We start from the raw sequence: 15,483 nt of genomic DNA, 5'->3' as shown, positions 1-15,483 counted from the left end.
TGTTATATCCGCATGTCGTCGAGCAGCGCCGACGCCGCCGCGATACCGCGGCGCAGGCTCGGCTCGTCGCACCCGCCGGCGAAATTCGCGCCGACGACCTCGAGATCGAAGACCCCGGCATAGCCGGCATCGAGCACGTCCTGCATCATCCGCCGCAGCGGCAGTTCGCCCTCGCCGATATGGGCCCGCCCACCCGGCGCCGGTCGCCCGGTCGAACCGATCACGACGTCGCCGATCTGCATCAGCGCGACATGCGGCATCGCCCGCGCCAGCGTTTCGCGAAAATCGCGCTCCATCCACATATTGCCGAAGTCGGCGACGAGATGGATTCCGGTCCGTTCGGCGACATCGATCGCATCGCGCAGCGTGTTGACGAACGAAACGCTGGTCCGGATCGACGGCTCGATCGCCACGAGCACGCCGCGTTCGCGCGCATGAGCGACCGTGGGTGCGACCGCGTCCGCCAGCCGGTCGAGATCCTCCCGCCATGAAAGGCAGGTCGTGCGACCGGGCGTGAAATAGACCGAATGTCCGCCATGGCGCGCGACCAGATCGATCGCGCGGCGATGGACCGCGCGGGTCCGTTCCCAGCCGTCCGGGTCCCGCAATTCGAAGGATTCGGTGATCAGCGTGCTGCAGCCGATGCCCGCCGCGGTCAGGTCGGCCATTCGCGCATCGGGATCGTCGCCAAGCTTGGGGGTCAGCAATCCGGCGTGGCGCACCCCCATGTCGGACCACAGCGCCAGATCCTGTTCGAACGACCAGGTGAAGGAGCACATGGCATCGACCGACAGCCGCGGATGGATCATCGTGCGGTCCCCTCCAGCACCGCGCGCATCGCCGCGATTTCGCTTTCGAGCCAGCGAACCTCGCTGAAATTGTCGCGACCCGACCGGTCGAGCAGCATCTCGGTCGCCGCCAGCTTGACGCGGGTCGCGTCGGCGCAGTCCGGATCGGCCGCCAGCGCCGCCTCGGCCAGATGCATCGCTTCGAGCGGGCGACCCTGGTCGAGATGGCGCCGTGCCCGGGCGACGACCGGGGCGGTGCCGCCGGCGAGTTCGACGAGGTCGGGCGACACCGCGCGCGGCGGCACATCGTAGAGTTCGGTGGTCGATTCATAGCGGAACCAGCCGAGATGCTCCTCCCAGATCGCGCGCACGATCCACGGCACCTTGCCATGGCCCTGCGGGATGTCGAGTTCGGGCGGCAGTTTGACGCTGCCCATCAGCGTCCACAGATCGACCCCGGCGTTCATCCCCTCGAAGGTGCGGTCCTTGAGATATTGCGCCGCGTCGCGGATCCGGGTCAGCCGGCGACGGATCTCCTCGCCGCCGCTGATCGGGTCGCCATGTCCGGTCACGAGCAGTTCGGGGGCCAGATCGATCGCCCGCTGGACGCCGTCGATGAACCACTGGACATAGCGGATCTTGTCGCCGCGCAGCGTGTAGAGATTGGGGACATGGCCGAACAACGGCCCGGTCATGTTGCCGGTGAACAATATGCGCTCGTCGGGCATCCACACGAGCAGCGAGTCGAGCGTTTCGCCGCCCGGAACCGAATAGAGTTCGAAGCGCCGGCCGCCGAGTTCGAACCGATATTGGTCGTGGAAGCTGGTGGTGATGACCGGCTCCGGACGTTCGGTGATGGTCTGCCTGACGTCGCGCTTCCACAGATGCCGCGACCGCCGGCTCATCGCGGCGCCGAGCCCCTTGTCCTGGAAATAGCCTCGGACATGGCCGAAATTGGCCTGGGCGATCGTCTCGACGCCCGGCGCGTCGAAGCGGGTCCAGCCGCCGATATGGTCCTCATGGCTCTGGGTGAAGATGATCTTGGCGACCGGATTGGCGCTGGCCGCGGTCATCCGGCGCAGATTCTCCTCGGCGTTGAAGATGATGCCGGTGTTGATCTGGACGTCGCCGGCGGGGGTGACGATCCGGTAGAGGTTGGACACGTCGCGCGACATGAAGATGCCGTCGCCGATCGCCACCGCATCCTGCCGTCCGTCGCCCGCCCCGACGATCAGGGCGTTCAGCGGCTGTTTGAGATCGCTCATGGTTTCACCTCGTGGCGGACCGGAAAATGATCGGTGTAGAAGGCGAACCGCTCGCGCAGTGCGCCGAGATCGAGATTGAAGTCGCCGGCGAGGTCGTAGATCACCCGGCCGTCCCTGCCGCGCGGATGGCCGTCCATATAGGCGCGCATCTCGGCGACGCTCTCGCCGGTCGACGGCAGACCCGCCGCCTCGAGCACGCGCTGGGCGGTGCCGATATCGTCGGCGATCACCTCCTGGAACATCAGGTCGATCCGCCGCTCGGCGGGGATCACGTCCATGTCGCGCATATAGGCGCGCAGCATCCGCTCGATCCGGTCGACCCAATAGGCGACATGGCCGGCGATGTCGGGCCGCTTCTGGTTGGCGAGCACCGACAGGCCACGCATCGTCAGCACCGACTGGAGCAGCGCCAGCGGATCGCGATGGGTCTGGACGAAGACCCCATCGGGATAGACCCGGTTCAGCGCGGGCAATTGCTCGCTATGCTGGTTGCCCTTCATGATCCAGCGGCGATCGTCGGGGAATTGCCAGGCGATCGCCTGCAGCATCGTGCGGCCATAGCGATAATGCGGGGTCTGGTCGTGCGACAGATAATGGTCGCGCCAGCGCGGCACCTCAGCCATCCATTCCCATTGATAGGTCGCGAAATCGGGCATCTGCAGCTCGTTCTCGCCGCAGGCATGGTCGGGCGAATGCTCGTGCATCGCCGCCATGATCGGGTTGGCCTTCATCTTCTGCCAATGGTCGTTCGACCGGCGCCAGCGCGGATCGATGCCATCGGCGCCGGCCCGCTCGCCCGGTGTCGGTACCGCTTCGGATCCCAGATAGACCGGCAGGTAACGCAGCCGGTGATCGGCGGCGATCAGGTTTTCGAGATGGGTCGTGCCCGATCGCGGCAGGCCGACGATGATGATCGGCCGGTCGATCACGACGTCGGCGATACCCGGGGCATGCTTGAGGAAGTCGCGGTTCTTCAGGCGGTTGGACGCCGCCTTCACGCAGGATCCGACGAAGGTCCGCTTGGCCGCCCGCCACAGATTGGCGTCGGCCTCGACCTCGCCGAGCAACAGGCCCAGCCGCTCGACGAAATCCATCGACCCGAAATCGTCGAGCCCGGTCCGGTCGCGCGCCGCCGCCAGGACCGCCTCGACCGACATGTCGAGCGGTTCGCGCTCCCCCGCCTCGAGCGCCGCGCGGCGTTCGGCCGGCAGCGTCGGCTCGCGAAAGCCATCGACCCTGAACGTCTTCGCCTGCACCGTCTCGCGGTGCATCTCGCCGATCCCGCTCATCCGCGGCGCGCCGTGGCGAGATTGGCCTTGCCGGCATTGGCCATCCAGCCGCCGTCGACCTTCACCAGGTCGCCGGTGTGATAGCGCGAGGCATCGCTCATGAAATAGACGCCGATCCCCTCGAAATCCTCGGCGGTGCCGAAGCGGCCGATCGGGGTGCGTTCGCGCACCTGCCGGCCCAGCACCGACTCCGGTCCCTGGTCGACCACGGTCTCGCTGATCGTGTAGCCGGGGCAGACCGTGTTGGCGCGGATGCCATAGCGCCCCATGTCGACCGCGATCCCCCGTGCCATCGACGCCATCGCCCCCTTGGCGGCGTTGTAATGCTGCATCCCGATCGATCCGGTCACCGCCGACAGGCTGGCGCAGAACAGGATCGATCCGCCCGGATCGCCGGCATCGAAACGCGCCTTCATGTGCCGGGCACCCTCGCGCGCGACGTAGAAGGCGCCATGCTGGTTGATGCTCAGCAGCCGGTGATAGGCCTCGCCGGTCATGTCGATGAACGATCCCTCGTGCGCCATGATCCCGGCATTGGCGATCACGCCGTCGACCCGCCCCATCGCCGCGACTGCCTCCGCCATGCCACGGATCACCGCCGCCTCGTCGGACACGTCGACCGCCTGCGCGAGCACCTTCACGCCATGGTCGCGCAAGCTTGCCGCCGCCGCCTCGTTCTGCTCGACGCGCCGCCCCCAGATCACCAGATCGCCGCCCGCCTGGGCGATTCCCCTCGCGAAGCCCAGACCGATTCCGGCGTTTCCGCCGGTGATCAGCACGACCTTGCCGCTCATATCCCACGCCGCATGCGCCATCGCACCCCTCTCCATTCTTTCTAAACTGTGCCCTTTATTGAGCCACATTTGCAGAATGTTCAAGGCTATCTAGCGATAACGTTCACTCTTATGCTAATCAGTTGATTTTCCTGACATTTCGCATCGGACCGGCGCCTCTTCGGGGCAGGCCGGTTCGGCGTCCTTCGAGCCAGAGTAGCCTCATCTGGTGGACCAGCACCAAGCTGGCGCCCTATCCAAACGGCCGCCGCCCGGTTGCACGCTGTCATCCTCGAGAATGACGAGGGCGCGTTGTTGGGTGGCGAGGATAGGCTGATCGCCAGGCTCGGCGTCTCGCGCAGCATGATCGCCGACGTGCGGCGACCGGACGCGGACTCGCCGTCCTCTTCGCGCCAGGATATGTCGTACCGGCCGCTCGGGGCTCCCGCCCGCGCTACTCAGCTAGATATGGTCGCGTCGCATCAACGCCGTCGCTCATCTCCGCATGTCGGATAAGGTTATTCGATGCCCTTGCGCGCGATCGTCCAGGCCTTGTCGGTGCACATTACGCAGTCGCGGCCGGTGAACCAGTGCGCGGCCTTGGCATCGCGCTTCAACTGCCAGTCGAGCCACGCCACCGCCGCAAGCGCCGCAAGGCCGCCATTAGGTTCCGAGAAGGTACCGCCATGCCCCTTGTCGAGGCTGGCGACGACCGCGGGCACCCTGGTGATCCGCGCATAATCGTCCATGCCGTTGGCATAAGCGATGTCACGCGGTCCGCCGAGAATATAGAGGATCGGCGTGTGCAACCGATCGAGCGCGGCCTTGCCGATATCCATGTCCTTCATCGCGCTCGGGCCATTGAAGATCCCGCTATTGTGGATGACCACCGCCCGGACGCGCGGATCCGATGTCGCGACCTTGAGCGCCTGGATCCCGCCGCAGCTCCATCCCGACGCCGCCACCGCTTTGGTGTCGATCTTGCCGAAATAGGGGCTGCCGGGCTGGCCGTTCTGGGCGATCGCCCAATCGATGCCGGCGGCGACCTGTTCGGCCGCCGTCTCGGCCGGCGGCAGGCCCATCGGCGCGCCGGGCTTCGGCATCGGCATCGGCGGTTGCGGCGGCGCCCCGGGCCCGCTCTTGAGCGCCCCCGGCGCGATCGCGATATAGCCATGCGACGCGATCTGCAGCAGGTGCAACCGCCCGCCTGCCGCATCCGACGAGCAGCCGCCATTGCCCCACACGACGATGCCCAACGCGTGTGCGCCGACCTTCGACAGGTCGGCCGGGCGATAGATCACATGGCCGGGCAACGACGCCACCGCCTCCTTCATCGGCGTGAAACGGCCGGTGCCCGGGGTGTCGGGCATCGCGTTGAACCGCGCTTGTTCGGCGCGCATCTGCGCGATGAATTCGGGCGACGGCATCGCCGGCGGCCCGCCATTCTGGGCAGGCGTCGCCGTCGACGTCATCGTCGCGACGAACAGGCCGATCGCCGGTAAGGCCCGGATGGTGTGAAGCCGGATGCCAGGAAGGATGTGCCGGCTCATGGCGGAACTCCCGATGATGTCCGGGCGCCGCCATGGTGCGGCGCCCGGAGGATGGCATTATCGCGACGCCGGCTCGGCGCTGCACGCAAAGCTCGCCCGATCGGCCGGATCGCCCTTGCCCGTATAGGTCGCGATCTTCGGCCAGGCGCAGATCGGTCGCGACACCCTGGCCGCTCCGCCCTGGCCTGCGCCGCCGCCCTGGCCCGCCCCGCCGGCTGGCCCCGGTCCGGGACTCTGGACGGCAATGAATGCGTCGGGCGCGATCTTCTTTTCGACCCAGTCGACCATCGGCGTCAGCGCGTCGAAATCGTCGAGCCCGGTGCCGCCGCCGCAATGCGCCATCCCCGGCACCAGGAACAGCCGTGCGAAGCCCGCCGCATCGACCGCGTCGGCGGCCTTCATGTCGGCGGTCAGCCCACGATACCAGTCGACCAGCCGCGGCGGGCTGAAGATCGGGTCGGACCAACCGGTGACCAGCATCATCTTGCCGCCGCGCGCGGCGAAGCTGCTCAACTGGGTCGAGGTCGCGTCGGTGATCGCGGCGCTGTCGCGGGTCGAGGCGATCAGCCCCGCCATCTCGCCGGCGCCAAGCCCGGGCTCGCCGGCCGGGCGCGGCCGCGCGAACACATCGAGCAGCGACATCCGCACCAGCTGGCGCAGGATGGTGACCTCGCCCATCGGGGTCTGCAGCCCGGTCTGCCAGATCAGCCAGTCGGGGGTGAAGCTGCCGGCGTCGAGTATCCACGAACCGACCAGCGGCTCGCCCGCCTTGCTCACCGGCCCGCGAAACGCGCGCACCACCGCCTCGGCCTTGGCCGGCGCCAGGCAGTTGCCGGCCTGTCCCGGCTTGCAGGCGAGCGCGGCGATGTCGACCTTGCAGGCGCCATGCGCGAAGACCAGCCCGTCCCTGGCGCCATCGAGACCGTCGCAGGCATCGAGCACCGCCTTGCGCAGCACCGCGCCATCGGCCGGGGTGAACAGCGCCGGGGTGTGAACCCCCGCCGCCTTCGCCGCCGCGTCATAGACCCGGCCCGAATAATAGCCGAGCACCGCCGCCTTGCTGATCTCGAACGCCGGATTGCCCGCGATCACCCCGTCGAATTCATAGGGAAAGCGCTGCGCCGCCATCATCGCCTCGCGCCCGCCATTCGAGCAACCCTCGAAATAGCTATGGTCGGGCGCCTTGCCGGTCAGGCGGCGGAGCAGCAGCTTCGACGCCGCGCTCACCTTGCCGATCGCGGCATAGCCATAATCGAGCCGCGCCTGCTGGTCGGCGGCGAAGCCGGTGTCGGCGGGGTTGGTGCCGACATGGCCGCTGTCGGTCGACACCACCGCGAAGCCGCGCGCCAGCGCCGGCGGGGCCGAGGCGCCATGGCTGATATTCTGGCCGATCGCCGCCATCACCACGCCGTTGAGCCCGCCCCCGCCCTGATAGAGGAAGCGGCCGTTCCAGTCGTTGGGCACCCTGAGCTCGATGCGGATCGCATAGGGCTTGCCGCCGGCGCCGACCCGGCGATCGATCTCGGCGGCGATCCGGCAATGCGCGGGCAGCAGCGGCGGCGCCTTGGCCATGCCGTTGGGGTTGGCCATGTCGACCGGCGCGGGCCCGGCCGCCACCGCCTCGGCCTGGGTGACGACCAGCGTGCCGGCCTCGAACCCCTTCATCGCGGTACAGCCGACCGGCGCGGCACCTGCCGTCGCCGGCGCGCCGGCCGGCAGCGTTCCCGCTACCGCGGCGGACAAAAGGGCGGGCAGCACATGCATCATGATCTTTTTCCCCTGACGGACTCGACTCGTTTATCAGTCGTCTAATAAACAGTCGCGACACTGGGAAGACCCCATCGCATCGCCTAAGGGCTCGACCATGGACGACGACGACATGCATCCCACCAAGGTCCGGCTGCTCGACGCCGCCGAGCGGCTGTTCGCGGCCAAGGGTTTCGACGGCACCTCGATGCGCGCGATCGTCGCCGAGGCCGGCTATGAGGGGCAGCTTGCCCTGCTCCATTATCATTTCGGGTCGAAGCAGGACATCTACCGCACTGTGTGGGAACGGGCATTGGCGCATGGCGATGCCGGGGCCGGCGACCCCGGCGACCGGATCGATCCGCAGGCGCCGCTCGCGGCCAATATCCGCGCGCTGGTCGAAAGCTTCTTCCTGCCCCCCGCCGCGACCGAGTCGAGCGCGCGCGACCTCGCCTTCCTCACGATCATGAACCGCGAGATCGCCGATCCCCGCCACGGCGAACGCGGCCTCATCCAGACCCTGCTCGAACCGCGCATGCGCCGGCTGGTCGCGCTCTTCTCCGGGCTGCTCCCGGGCACCCCGCACGAGACCATATATTATGCGGTGCGAACGATGATCTCGGTTGCCCAAGGCTTCCTCGGCGACAATTTCGTCGGCCCGGACGGCGGATCGGACCAGGCGCGGCGACGCGAGGCGCTGCGCGTCGGCGTCGAGATCTTCATCGGCGGATGGCTGCGGATCGCCGATGGCGGCGGCGATGCGCTTGCCGGTGGCGCGGTGCCAGCATAATCCTTCATTCCCCACAGGAATGATGCGCGATGGACCGGTTCTCGACCCTGCAACTGTTCGTCCGCGTCGTCGACAGCGGCAGCTTCACCCGGGCGGCGCGCGATCTCGGTATCGGCCAGCCCGCGGTCAGCAAGCAGATCGCGGCGCTCGAGGCGCGGCTGGGTGCATCGCTGCTCAACCGCAGCTCGCGCGGACTCCACCCCACCGCAGCGGGTCACGAATTCTACGATCTGGCGGTGCGGATCCTCGCCGATCTCGACGACGGCGAGAGCCGGATCGGCCGCGGCAGCCTCAGCCCGACCGGCACGATCCGGGCGGCGATCCCGCCCGCGCTCGGCCCCCGCTACATCGTCCCGCGCCTGCCCGCCTTCCTCGCCGCCTATCCCGACATCGCGGTCGAACTGTCGGTGTCCGAGCGGCGGGTCGACCTGATCGGCGAGGGGATCGACGTCGCGCTGCGGATCGGCGCACTCGACGATTCGCGCCTGGCCGTGCGCCGGATCGGCAGCCTGCCGACGAGCACCGTCGCCACCCCCGACTATCTGGCGCGCCACGGCATCCCCGCCGATCCGGCCGCGCTGCGCGATCACGCGCTGATCGCAGTCCGGCTCCACGGCGCGCCGCTCGCCTGGCGGTTCAACGGCAAGGACGGCGCCGTCGCGTTCGATCCGGCCGGCCGGATCACCGTCAACGATGCCGAGAATGTCCGCGCGGCGGTGCTCGCCGGGCTCGGCATCGCCCATGACTCGACCGCCCTGTTCGAGGCCGACCTTGCGGCCGGCACGGTCGTCGCGATCCTCGCCGACTCCGCCCCCGATCCGCAGCCGATCCAGGCGGTCTCTCCCGGCGGACGGAAAATGCCGCAGCGGCTGCGGCTGTTCATCGACTTCCTCGCGGAGATGTGTGCGACCGAACCGAGCCTGCGGCTGACCTGATCCATTCCTGACAGGAATAGATGCTAGTCGCGCCAACGGTCTACGGCGCCCGCCTCAGCATGACCAATTCGCCGCCACGCGCTGCATCGGCAGCCGATCATGGAGCGAAGATCATATGAGCAAACTGGATGGAAAGATCGCCGTCATCACCGGCGGCAGCACGGGCATGGGTCTCGCGACGGCGAAACTGTTCGTCCGCGAGGGTGCGAAGGTCGTGATCACCGGCCGCGACCAGGCGGCGCTCGACGCGGCGGTCGCGGCGATCGGCCATGATGTCGACGCCTTGCGCGGCGACATTTCGAACATGGCCGACATCGACGCGCTGCGGGCGTTCGTCGCGGCAAAGCATGGCCGCGTCGATATCCTGTTCGCCAATGCCGGCGGCGCCCGGCCGGGTCCGTTCGGCGAGGTGAGCGAGGAGGATTATGATATCACCGTCGACACCAACCTCAAGGGCAGCTTCTTCACCGTGCAGAAGCTGGTGCCGCTGATGCCGGCGGGCGGATCGGTGATCCTCAACACCTCGATCCAGGCGTCGAAGGGCTTTCCCGGCTTCGCGGTCTATGCCGCGACCAAGGCGGCGCTGCGCTCGCTGGCGCGCACGCTGACCGCCGAACTGAGCCCCGGCGGCATCCGCGTCAACGCGCTCGCGCCGGGCTTCATCGACACCGACATCATGCGCAAGATCGGCATGAGCGAGGAGATGATCGCCGAGGTCAAGGCCCGGTCGCAGACCCAGATCCCGATGGACCGGATGGGCACCGGCGACGACATCGCCAAGGTCGCACTGTTCCTCGCGAGCGACGATGCCGGCTATGTCACGGGTATCGAGCTGACGGTCGATGGCGGGTCGGCGCAGGTGTGACTTGGCCATTCAGATCGAGCCCTGCAGATCCTCCCTAAAGCGCAGCTTTGGGGAGGGGGACCATCCGCAGGATGGTGGAGGGGTGATGCAAAACGGCGACGATCGCCATGGCCTCACAGTCGGAGACCCCCTCCACCAGCTTCGCTGGTCCCCCTCCCCACGCTACGCGCAGGGAGGATCTTGCAACTATCAATGCACCGCCGCGGCCGCCCGGCCATTGTCCGCCTGCTGCATATCGCGGGCGCTGGCCACCGCCAGCACGACCTGCGGCGCGGCATTCGCCACCGCCGCATCGGCGCATTTGAGCGCCGCCACCCGGCCGCTCAGATCCGCGACGCCGTCCACCCCGCACACCCGACGCGCGGCGCGCTTGATGCGCGCCTCCAGCCGCCCGGCGCCCTGCGGGGTCGCGAGCGCGAGGTCATCATAGCGGATCTCGGCGCGCGGCAGGTCCTGGGCGAAGACCGGCGCGGACAGCGCCGCGGACATGAGCGTGAAGGCGGCGACGATCGAAGAGCGGATCATGGCGAACTCCTTGGAAAAGACCTTGTCTGCGGCGCTGATCGCCGCCGTTGAAAAAGCCTCTACGCCCGCGCCGCCGGCCCCGCATTCGCCCTTCGACCAGCCTTTGCCGCGCTTCCACCAACGCCATGCCGCGCGACCAACGGCGGGTTCGCGACGACGAACGGCAGTTAATTCGGTGACAGTGCACTTTTAGCGAGAGCTGTCGCTAAAAGTGCACTGTCACCGAATTTATAACGAGGCATGAGGCTCACATATCGCTCGGTTGCCAAAGGATCTTTGGGCGGCGATCATCGCCCCGTGAGAAATATCGCAACGATCCCCACCATCTCGATTTGCCTGCTTTTCTCTGCGTGCGGCAGCGAGCCTAAAACGAAGCCGCATAAGGTCGAGTTGGTATTGTCTCTTGCCGGCGGCACAGCTTATGAGCCACCCAAAATTCAAGGCACGTCCAAAGATTGGCAAGGCCCCGATGCCGCCTCGCTCATGGCTGCCTTACATGCCTGCGGCCGGCGCGAGTTCAGCATTGCAGGTGGGATACGCGACACACCAGAAAGAGTGTTCATGTCCAGTTCGAGCAACGATCGGAAGCTGGTCACCTGCGTCAAAGCCCACGTTTCATTTGGATTCGATGCATATATCGAAATCGATGGCCAATATTCCGGCGGAATGCGCCGGTTCGAATAGCCGGTCGCGCGTCGCACCACTCCCTCACGCCACCCGGAACACCCGGATCAGCACCGCCGGCCGCGTTTCCTTCAGCGGGGTGATCGTGCCGAGGAAGATCGACTGGTTGAGCCAGTCATGCGGTCCCGCCGGCGCCTCGAATTGCGGCACGGTGCGCAGATAGCGGCGCGGCGCGCCCTTCACCCGGCTGTTCGACAGGCCGCGATTATAGACGTGGATCTCGGCGCCGTCGTCGGCGCGGATCATATAGTCGGCCTCGATCACGGTGATGTCGTCGGCGCGCTGCAACTGCCAGTCGGCGCCGCCGGGCAACACGACGCCCCTGATCCGCGGTCCCTCGAAGCTGCCGCCGACGATCGGCACCCGGCGGCGGATGCCATAAGGGGTCGCGCCGATCTCGCGGGTCGGTTCGAGCAGCACCTTGGCGGCGAACGCGAACTCGACACCCGGCAATTCGCCGGGATCAGGCAAGACCGCGGCTTGTGCGCCGCCCGCGATCAGCAGCGCCCCCAGCCCGAGAAAGCCCCTGCGGTCGGTCATCTCCACCCTGTCCTCTCCCATGCGAATGCTCCGCCATTGACGTGAACGCACTATTTCGTACATTAAAGAGACAGGGATAGACAGCCGGCAAAAAGCCGGAGGCGATGGAGCGGCACGGTGAAGGCAGCGATCATGACCAGGACCCGAACAGGCGCGCTTTCGCTGCTCGCGATCGCCGGCCTCGCCGCCGCGCAACTCGCCCAGGCCGCGGCGATGATGCCGATCGCCGGCGATCCGATCGTAACCGACAGCGGCAGGATCGCCGGCACCCAGCTACCCGCCGGCGTCCGCGCCTATCTCGGCATCCCGTTCGCTGCGCCACCGGTGCGCGCGCTGCGCTGGGCGGCGCCGCAGCCGATCCATTGGGACGGGGTGTGGAACGCCGATCGCAAGGGCGCCGCCTGCATCCAGGTGCTGCGCCCGCACAACATCAACCATTATTTCGGCGAGGAGGCGACCTCCGAGGATTGCCTGACCCTCAACCTGTGGACGCCAGAAAAAAGTGGCGAGCAGGCCGTCGGAAAGAAGCGCCCGGTGGTGGTGTTCCTCTATGGCGGCGGCTTCACCATCGGCTCGTCGGGCATGGCCAATTATGACGGGGCCGCGCTCGCCGCGCGCGGCGCGGTCGCGATCAACTTCAACTATCGGGTCGGCGCCTTCGGCTTCATGGCGCATCCCGAGCTCAGCCGCGAGGCCGGCGGGCATTCGGGCAATTACGGGCTGATGGACCAGATCGCCGCCTTGCGCTGGGTCCGCGCCAATGTCGCGCGCTTCGGCGGCGATCCCGATCGGGTGACGATCATCGGCCAATCGGCGGGCGCCGCGTCGGTCGCTTCGCTGATCTACGCCCCCCAGGCCAAGGGGCTGTTCCGCAGCGCGGTGATGTCGAGCGGCTGCAACGTCCGCGCTCCCAAGCCGACCCTCGCCGAGGCCGAGGCGATCGGGCTCGCGGTCCAGAAACGGCTCGGCGCCGGCTCGCTCGCGGCGATGCGCGACATCCCCGCCGATCGTATCCTCGCGGTCCAGAGCGAGAGCCAGGTCGGCGCGCATGTCGAAGGCGTGCGGATCGGCGGCCCGATCGTCGACGGCTTCGTTCAGCCCGGCCAGCCCGCCGCGATGACCGCCGCCGGCACCCCGAACCGGGTGCCGGTGATCGGGGTCTATACGCGCGACGATATCGACATCGGCATGAGCCCGTTCGCCGCCGTCCGCACCCTCGCCGACTATCGCGCCACCGCCGATCGGCTGTTCGGCAAGGACGCCCCCGCCTTCCTCAAGCTGTTCCCGGCCGGCTCCGACAAGCAGGCCCGCACCGCCGCGCAGGACGCCGCCCGCGCCACCGGCTTCGCACTGTCCGCCCGGCAATGTGCGCAGGACGCAGCAAAGCTCGGCCAGCCCGCCTGGATCGGCCTGTTCGCGCACAAACATCCCTATGCGCCGGGGGTGATCTTCGCCGATCAGGACCCGGCGACGATCGGGGTCTATCACACCGCCGACGTCCCCTACTGGCTCGGCACCCTCGACGCCTATAACAGCCTGCGCCCGACCCGCGCCTGGACCGACGCCGACCGCGCGCTGTCGGCGCAGATGGCCGACGCGCTGATCGGCTTCGCCGCCGATGGCGACCCCGGCGCCTTCTGGCCGCGCTGGACGCCCAGAGGCGAAGCGGTGATCCGGCTCGACACCCCGATCAGGGTCGAACGCTTCGACAGCAGGACGATGAACTGGCTCGACGCCCATCCGGTCGCGCGCCAGCCGCTCGCGCCGCGCCCCGGCCTCCCCCGCGATTGAGTGAAGGACTTGACGAGATGCTGACGTCCATTGCCACGGTGTCGCTCAGCGGCACGCTGGAGGAGAAGCTGCAGGCGATCGCCCGTGCCGGCTTCGACGGGGTCGAGATCTTCGAGAACGATCTGATCACCTCGCCCAATTCGCCCGAGACGATCGGCCGCATGGTGCGCGACGCCGGGCTGGTCTGCACCGTCTATCAGCCGTTCCGCGATTTCGAGGGGATGCCCGACACGCTGCGCCAGCGCACCTTCGATCGCGCCGAGCGCAAGTTCGACACGATGGAACAGCTCGGCACCGATCTGGTGCTGGTCTGCTCGTCGATCTCGCCGGCGGCGTCGGGCGACCGCGCGCGGATCGTCGCCGACTTCCAGGAACTCGGCGAGCGCGCCGCGCGGCGCAATTTGCGGATCGGCTATGAGGCGCTCGCCTGGGGTCGACACGTCAACGACCATCGCGACGCCTGGGACATCGTCCGCACCGCCGCCCACCCGGCGTTCGGGCTGATCCTCGACAGTTTCCACTCGCTCGCGCGCAACATCCCCACCCCGAGCATCTCCGGGATCGACCCCGACCGCATCTTCCTGCTCCAGCTCGCCGACGCGCCGCGGCTCGACATGGACCTGCTCCAGTGGAGCCGCCATTTCCGCAACTTCCCCGGCCAGGGCGACCTGCCGATCGTCGACTATCATGCGACCTTGATGGCGAGCGGCTACACGGGCCCGGTGTCGCTCGAGATCTTCAACGACCGTTTCCGCACCGGCAGCCCGACCCAGATCGCGGTCGACGGCCATCGCTCGCTGGTCTGGCTCGGCGACGCCGCCGACCGTCGCCGCGGCGAAGCGACGCTGCCGCCGCCGCTGCGCCCCACAGGCGTCAGCTTCATCGAGTTCGCCGCCAACGAGGAGGAAGGCGCGCAGCTCGCGGCGATCATCGCCGCGCTGGGGTTCACCCTCGCCGGCCGCCACCGCCACAAGGCGGTCACCCGCTGGACCCATGGCGCGATCAACCTGATCGTCAACAGCGAGGCCGAGGGCTTCGCGCACAGCCACGACCTCGTCCATGGCGCCTCGGTCTGCGCGATCGGCCTTACCGTCCCCGACGCCCAGGCCGCGCTGGTCCGCGCCGAGGCGCTCGGCATGGAGCGGTTCCGCCAGGCGATCAGCCCGGGCGACATGGATATCCCCTCGATCCGTTCGGTCGGCGGCAGCCTCCTCTATCTGGTCGAGCAGGCCGGCGAGGACGCGATGTGGGCGAACGAGTTCGTCGCGGTCGACGCCGAGCCCGGTGAAGGCGCCGGCTTGTCGCGGGTCGACCATATCGCCTTCTCGATGGCCTATGACGAATTCCTGTCGTGGCAGCTGTTCTTCGCCAGCCTGCTCGAGGCGCACAAGACCCAGCCGCTCGAGATCGCCGACCCCAAGGGGCTGGTCGAAAGCCAGGCGATCGAGACCCCGGGCGGCGCGGTGCGCTTCACCCTCAACGGATCGGCGAGCCAGCGCACGCTGTCCGCGCGTTTCCTCCAGGGCTATGTCGGCGCCGGAGTCCAGCATATCGCCTTCGCCACCGACGACATCTTCGCCACCGCCGCGCGGCTGCGCGCGCTCGGGCTCGACCAGCTGCCGATCCCGCGCAACTATTATGAGGATCTCGGCGCGCGCTTCGGGCTCGATCCCGACCTGCTCGACCGGATGGAGGCCGCGGGCATCCTCTACGACAGCGATGCCAGCGGCGAATATTTCCAGCTCTATTCGCGCGCCTTCGCCAAGCGGGTGTTCTTCGAAGTGGTCCAGCGGCGCGACTATGACGGCTATGGCGCCGCCAACGCGCCGGTGCGGCTGGCCGCGCAGGCGCGCTACAAGGACGATATGGCTTTCTGATCGGCGCCGATGTTGCCTGCCCTGTCCGCGCCGCATAAGAAGCAGGCAACCCACGGGAGGCCTTG

At 68.0% G+C, this 15,483-nt stretch carries 14 protein-coding genes; 6 read left to right on the top strand and 8 right to left on the bottom strand.

Annotated features, from left to right (window positions below; all coding sequences use genetic code 11):
- Window positions 1–2: 2 nt before the first annotated feature.
- From AC1RM6_RS20890 to AC1RM6_RS20865, 6 genes are all read right to left on the bottom strand, one after another.
- On the bottom strand, window positions 3–809 hold the full coding sequence (locus AC1RM6_RS20890; protein ID WP_493104761.1) for a sugar phosphate isomerase/epimerase family protein: 807 nt from the start codon (window positions 807–809) through the stop codon (window positions 3–5).
- Window positions 806–2,053: an alkyl sulfatase dimerization domain-containing protein gene (locus AC1RM6_RS20885; RefSeq protein ID WP_493104760.1), complete on the bottom strand. Its 1,248-nt coding sequence runs from the start codon at window positions 2,051–2,053 to the stop codon at window positions 806–808. Before AC1RM6_RS20885 ends, AC1RM6_RS20890 begins: the two co-directional genes overlap by 4 nt.
- Entirely contained in the window at window positions 2,050–3,342 is a 1,293-nt protein-coding gene (locus tag AC1RM6_RS20880) for a sulfotransferase family protein (RefSeq protein ID WP_493104759.1), read from the bottom strand. Before AC1RM6_RS20880 ends, AC1RM6_RS20885 begins: the two co-directional genes overlap by 4 nt.
- On the bottom strand, window positions 3,339–4,136 hold the full coding sequence (locus AC1RM6_RS20875; protein WP_493104757.1) for an SDR family NAD(P)-dependent oxidoreductase: 798 nt from the start codon (window positions 4,134–4,136) through the stop codon (window positions 3,339–3,341). Before AC1RM6_RS20875 ends, AC1RM6_RS20880 begins: the two co-directional genes overlap by 4 nt.
- Before the next feature lie 497 nt (window positions 4,137–4,633).
- Window positions 4,634–5,665 (bottom strand): poly(ethylene terephthalate) hydrolase family protein, encoded by a 1,032-nt coding sequence (locus tag AC1RM6_RS20870; protein ID WP_493104756.1) that lies wholly within the window; start codon window positions 5,663–5,665, stop codon window positions 4,634–4,636.
- A 57-nt stretch (window positions 5,666–5,722) separates the two neighbouring features.
- Window positions 5,723–7,432, bottom strand: a complete 1,710-nt coding sequence (locus AC1RM6_RS20865; RefSeq protein ID WP_493104754.1) for a tannase/feruloyl esterase family alpha/beta hydrolase — start codon at window positions 7,430–7,432, stop codon at window positions 5,723–5,725.
- 97 nt (window positions 7,433–7,529) lie between these two features.
- Here AC1RM6_RS20865 and AC1RM6_RS20860 point away from each other — a divergent pair, with 97 nt between their 5' ends.
- The 3 genes from AC1RM6_RS20860 to AC1RM6_RS20850 all read left to right on the top strand — a co-directional run bounded on the left by AC1RM6_RS20860 (window position 7,530) and on the right by AC1RM6_RS20850 (window position 10,001).
- Complete coding sequence (locus tag AC1RM6_RS20860; protein ID WP_493104753.1) at window positions 7,530–8,201, top strand: TetR/AcrR family transcriptional regulator; 672 nt, start codon at window positions 7,530–7,532, stop codon at window positions 8,199–8,201.
- A 29-nt stretch (window positions 8,202–8,230) separates the two neighbouring features.
- The gene (locus tag AC1RM6_RS20855) at window positions 8,231–9,136 is read left to right on the top strand and encodes a LysR family transcriptional regulator (RefSeq protein WP_493104751.1); all 906 of its coding nucleotides are present in this window, start codon (window positions 8,231–8,233) and stop codon (window positions 9,134–9,136) included.
- A 115-nt stretch (window positions 9,137–9,251) separates the two neighbouring features.
- The gene (locus AC1RM6_RS20850; protein WP_493104749.1) at window positions 9,252–10,001 is read left to right on the top strand and encodes a glucose 1-dehydrogenase; all 750 of its coding nucleotides are present in this window, start codon (window positions 9,252–9,254) and stop codon (window positions 9,999–10,001) included.
- Window positions 10,002–10,190: 189 nt separating this feature from the next.
- Here AC1RM6_RS20850 and AC1RM6_RS20845 read toward each other — a convergent pair whose 3' ends face one another.
- Window positions 10,191–10,526, bottom strand: coding sequence for a UrcA family protein (locus AC1RM6_RS20845; RefSeq protein ID WP_493104747.1), 336 nt, complete (start codon window positions 10,524–10,526; stop codon window positions 10,191–10,193).
- A 240-nt stretch (window positions 10,527–10,766) separates the two neighbouring features.
- Here AC1RM6_RS20845 and AC1RM6_RS20840 point away from each other — a divergent pair, with 240 nt between their 5' ends.
- Complete coding sequence (locus tag AC1RM6_RS20840; protein WP_493104745.1) at window positions 10,767–11,210, top strand: hypothetical protein; 444 nt, start codon at window positions 10,767–10,769, stop codon at window positions 11,208–11,210.
- Between the two features lie 24 nt (window positions 11,211–11,234).
- On the opposite strand, the gene AC1RM6_RS20835 is transcribed toward AC1RM6_RS20840, so the two are convergent.
- On the bottom strand, window positions 11,235–11,750 hold the full coding sequence (locus AC1RM6_RS20835; RefSeq protein WP_493104744.1) for a DUF3237 domain-containing protein: 516 nt from the start codon (window positions 11,748–11,750) through the stop codon (window positions 11,235–11,237).
- Window positions 11,751–11,882: 132 nt separating this feature from the next.
- Here AC1RM6_RS20835 and AC1RM6_RS20830 point away from each other — a divergent pair, with 132 nt between their 5' ends.
- Together AC1RM6_RS20830 and AC1RM6_RS20825 are read left to right on the top strand one after the other, a co-directional pair.
- Window positions 11,883–13,541 carry a carboxylesterase/lipase family protein gene (locus tag AC1RM6_RS20830; RefSeq protein ID WP_493104742.1) on the top strand — a complete coding sequence of 553 codons (1,659 nt, stop codon included), beginning with the start codon at window positions 11,883–11,885 and terminating at the stop codon, window positions 13,539–13,541.
- Between the two features lie 17 nt (window positions 13,542–13,558).
- Entirely contained in the window at window positions 13,559–15,418 is a 1,860-nt protein-coding gene (locus tag AC1RM6_RS20825) for a bifunctional sugar phosphate isomerase/epimerase/4-hydroxyphenylpyruvate dioxygenase family protein (protein WP_493104741.1), read from the top strand.
- The last annotated feature ends 65 nt before the right edge of the window (window positions 15,419–15,483 follow it).

The sequence above is a fragment of the Rhizorhabdus sp. GW822-FHT03C02 genome, assembly GCF_058801765.1.
Note: the sequence above shows the minus strand (reverse complement) of the source record. Positions and strands in the feature narration are given on the sequence as shown.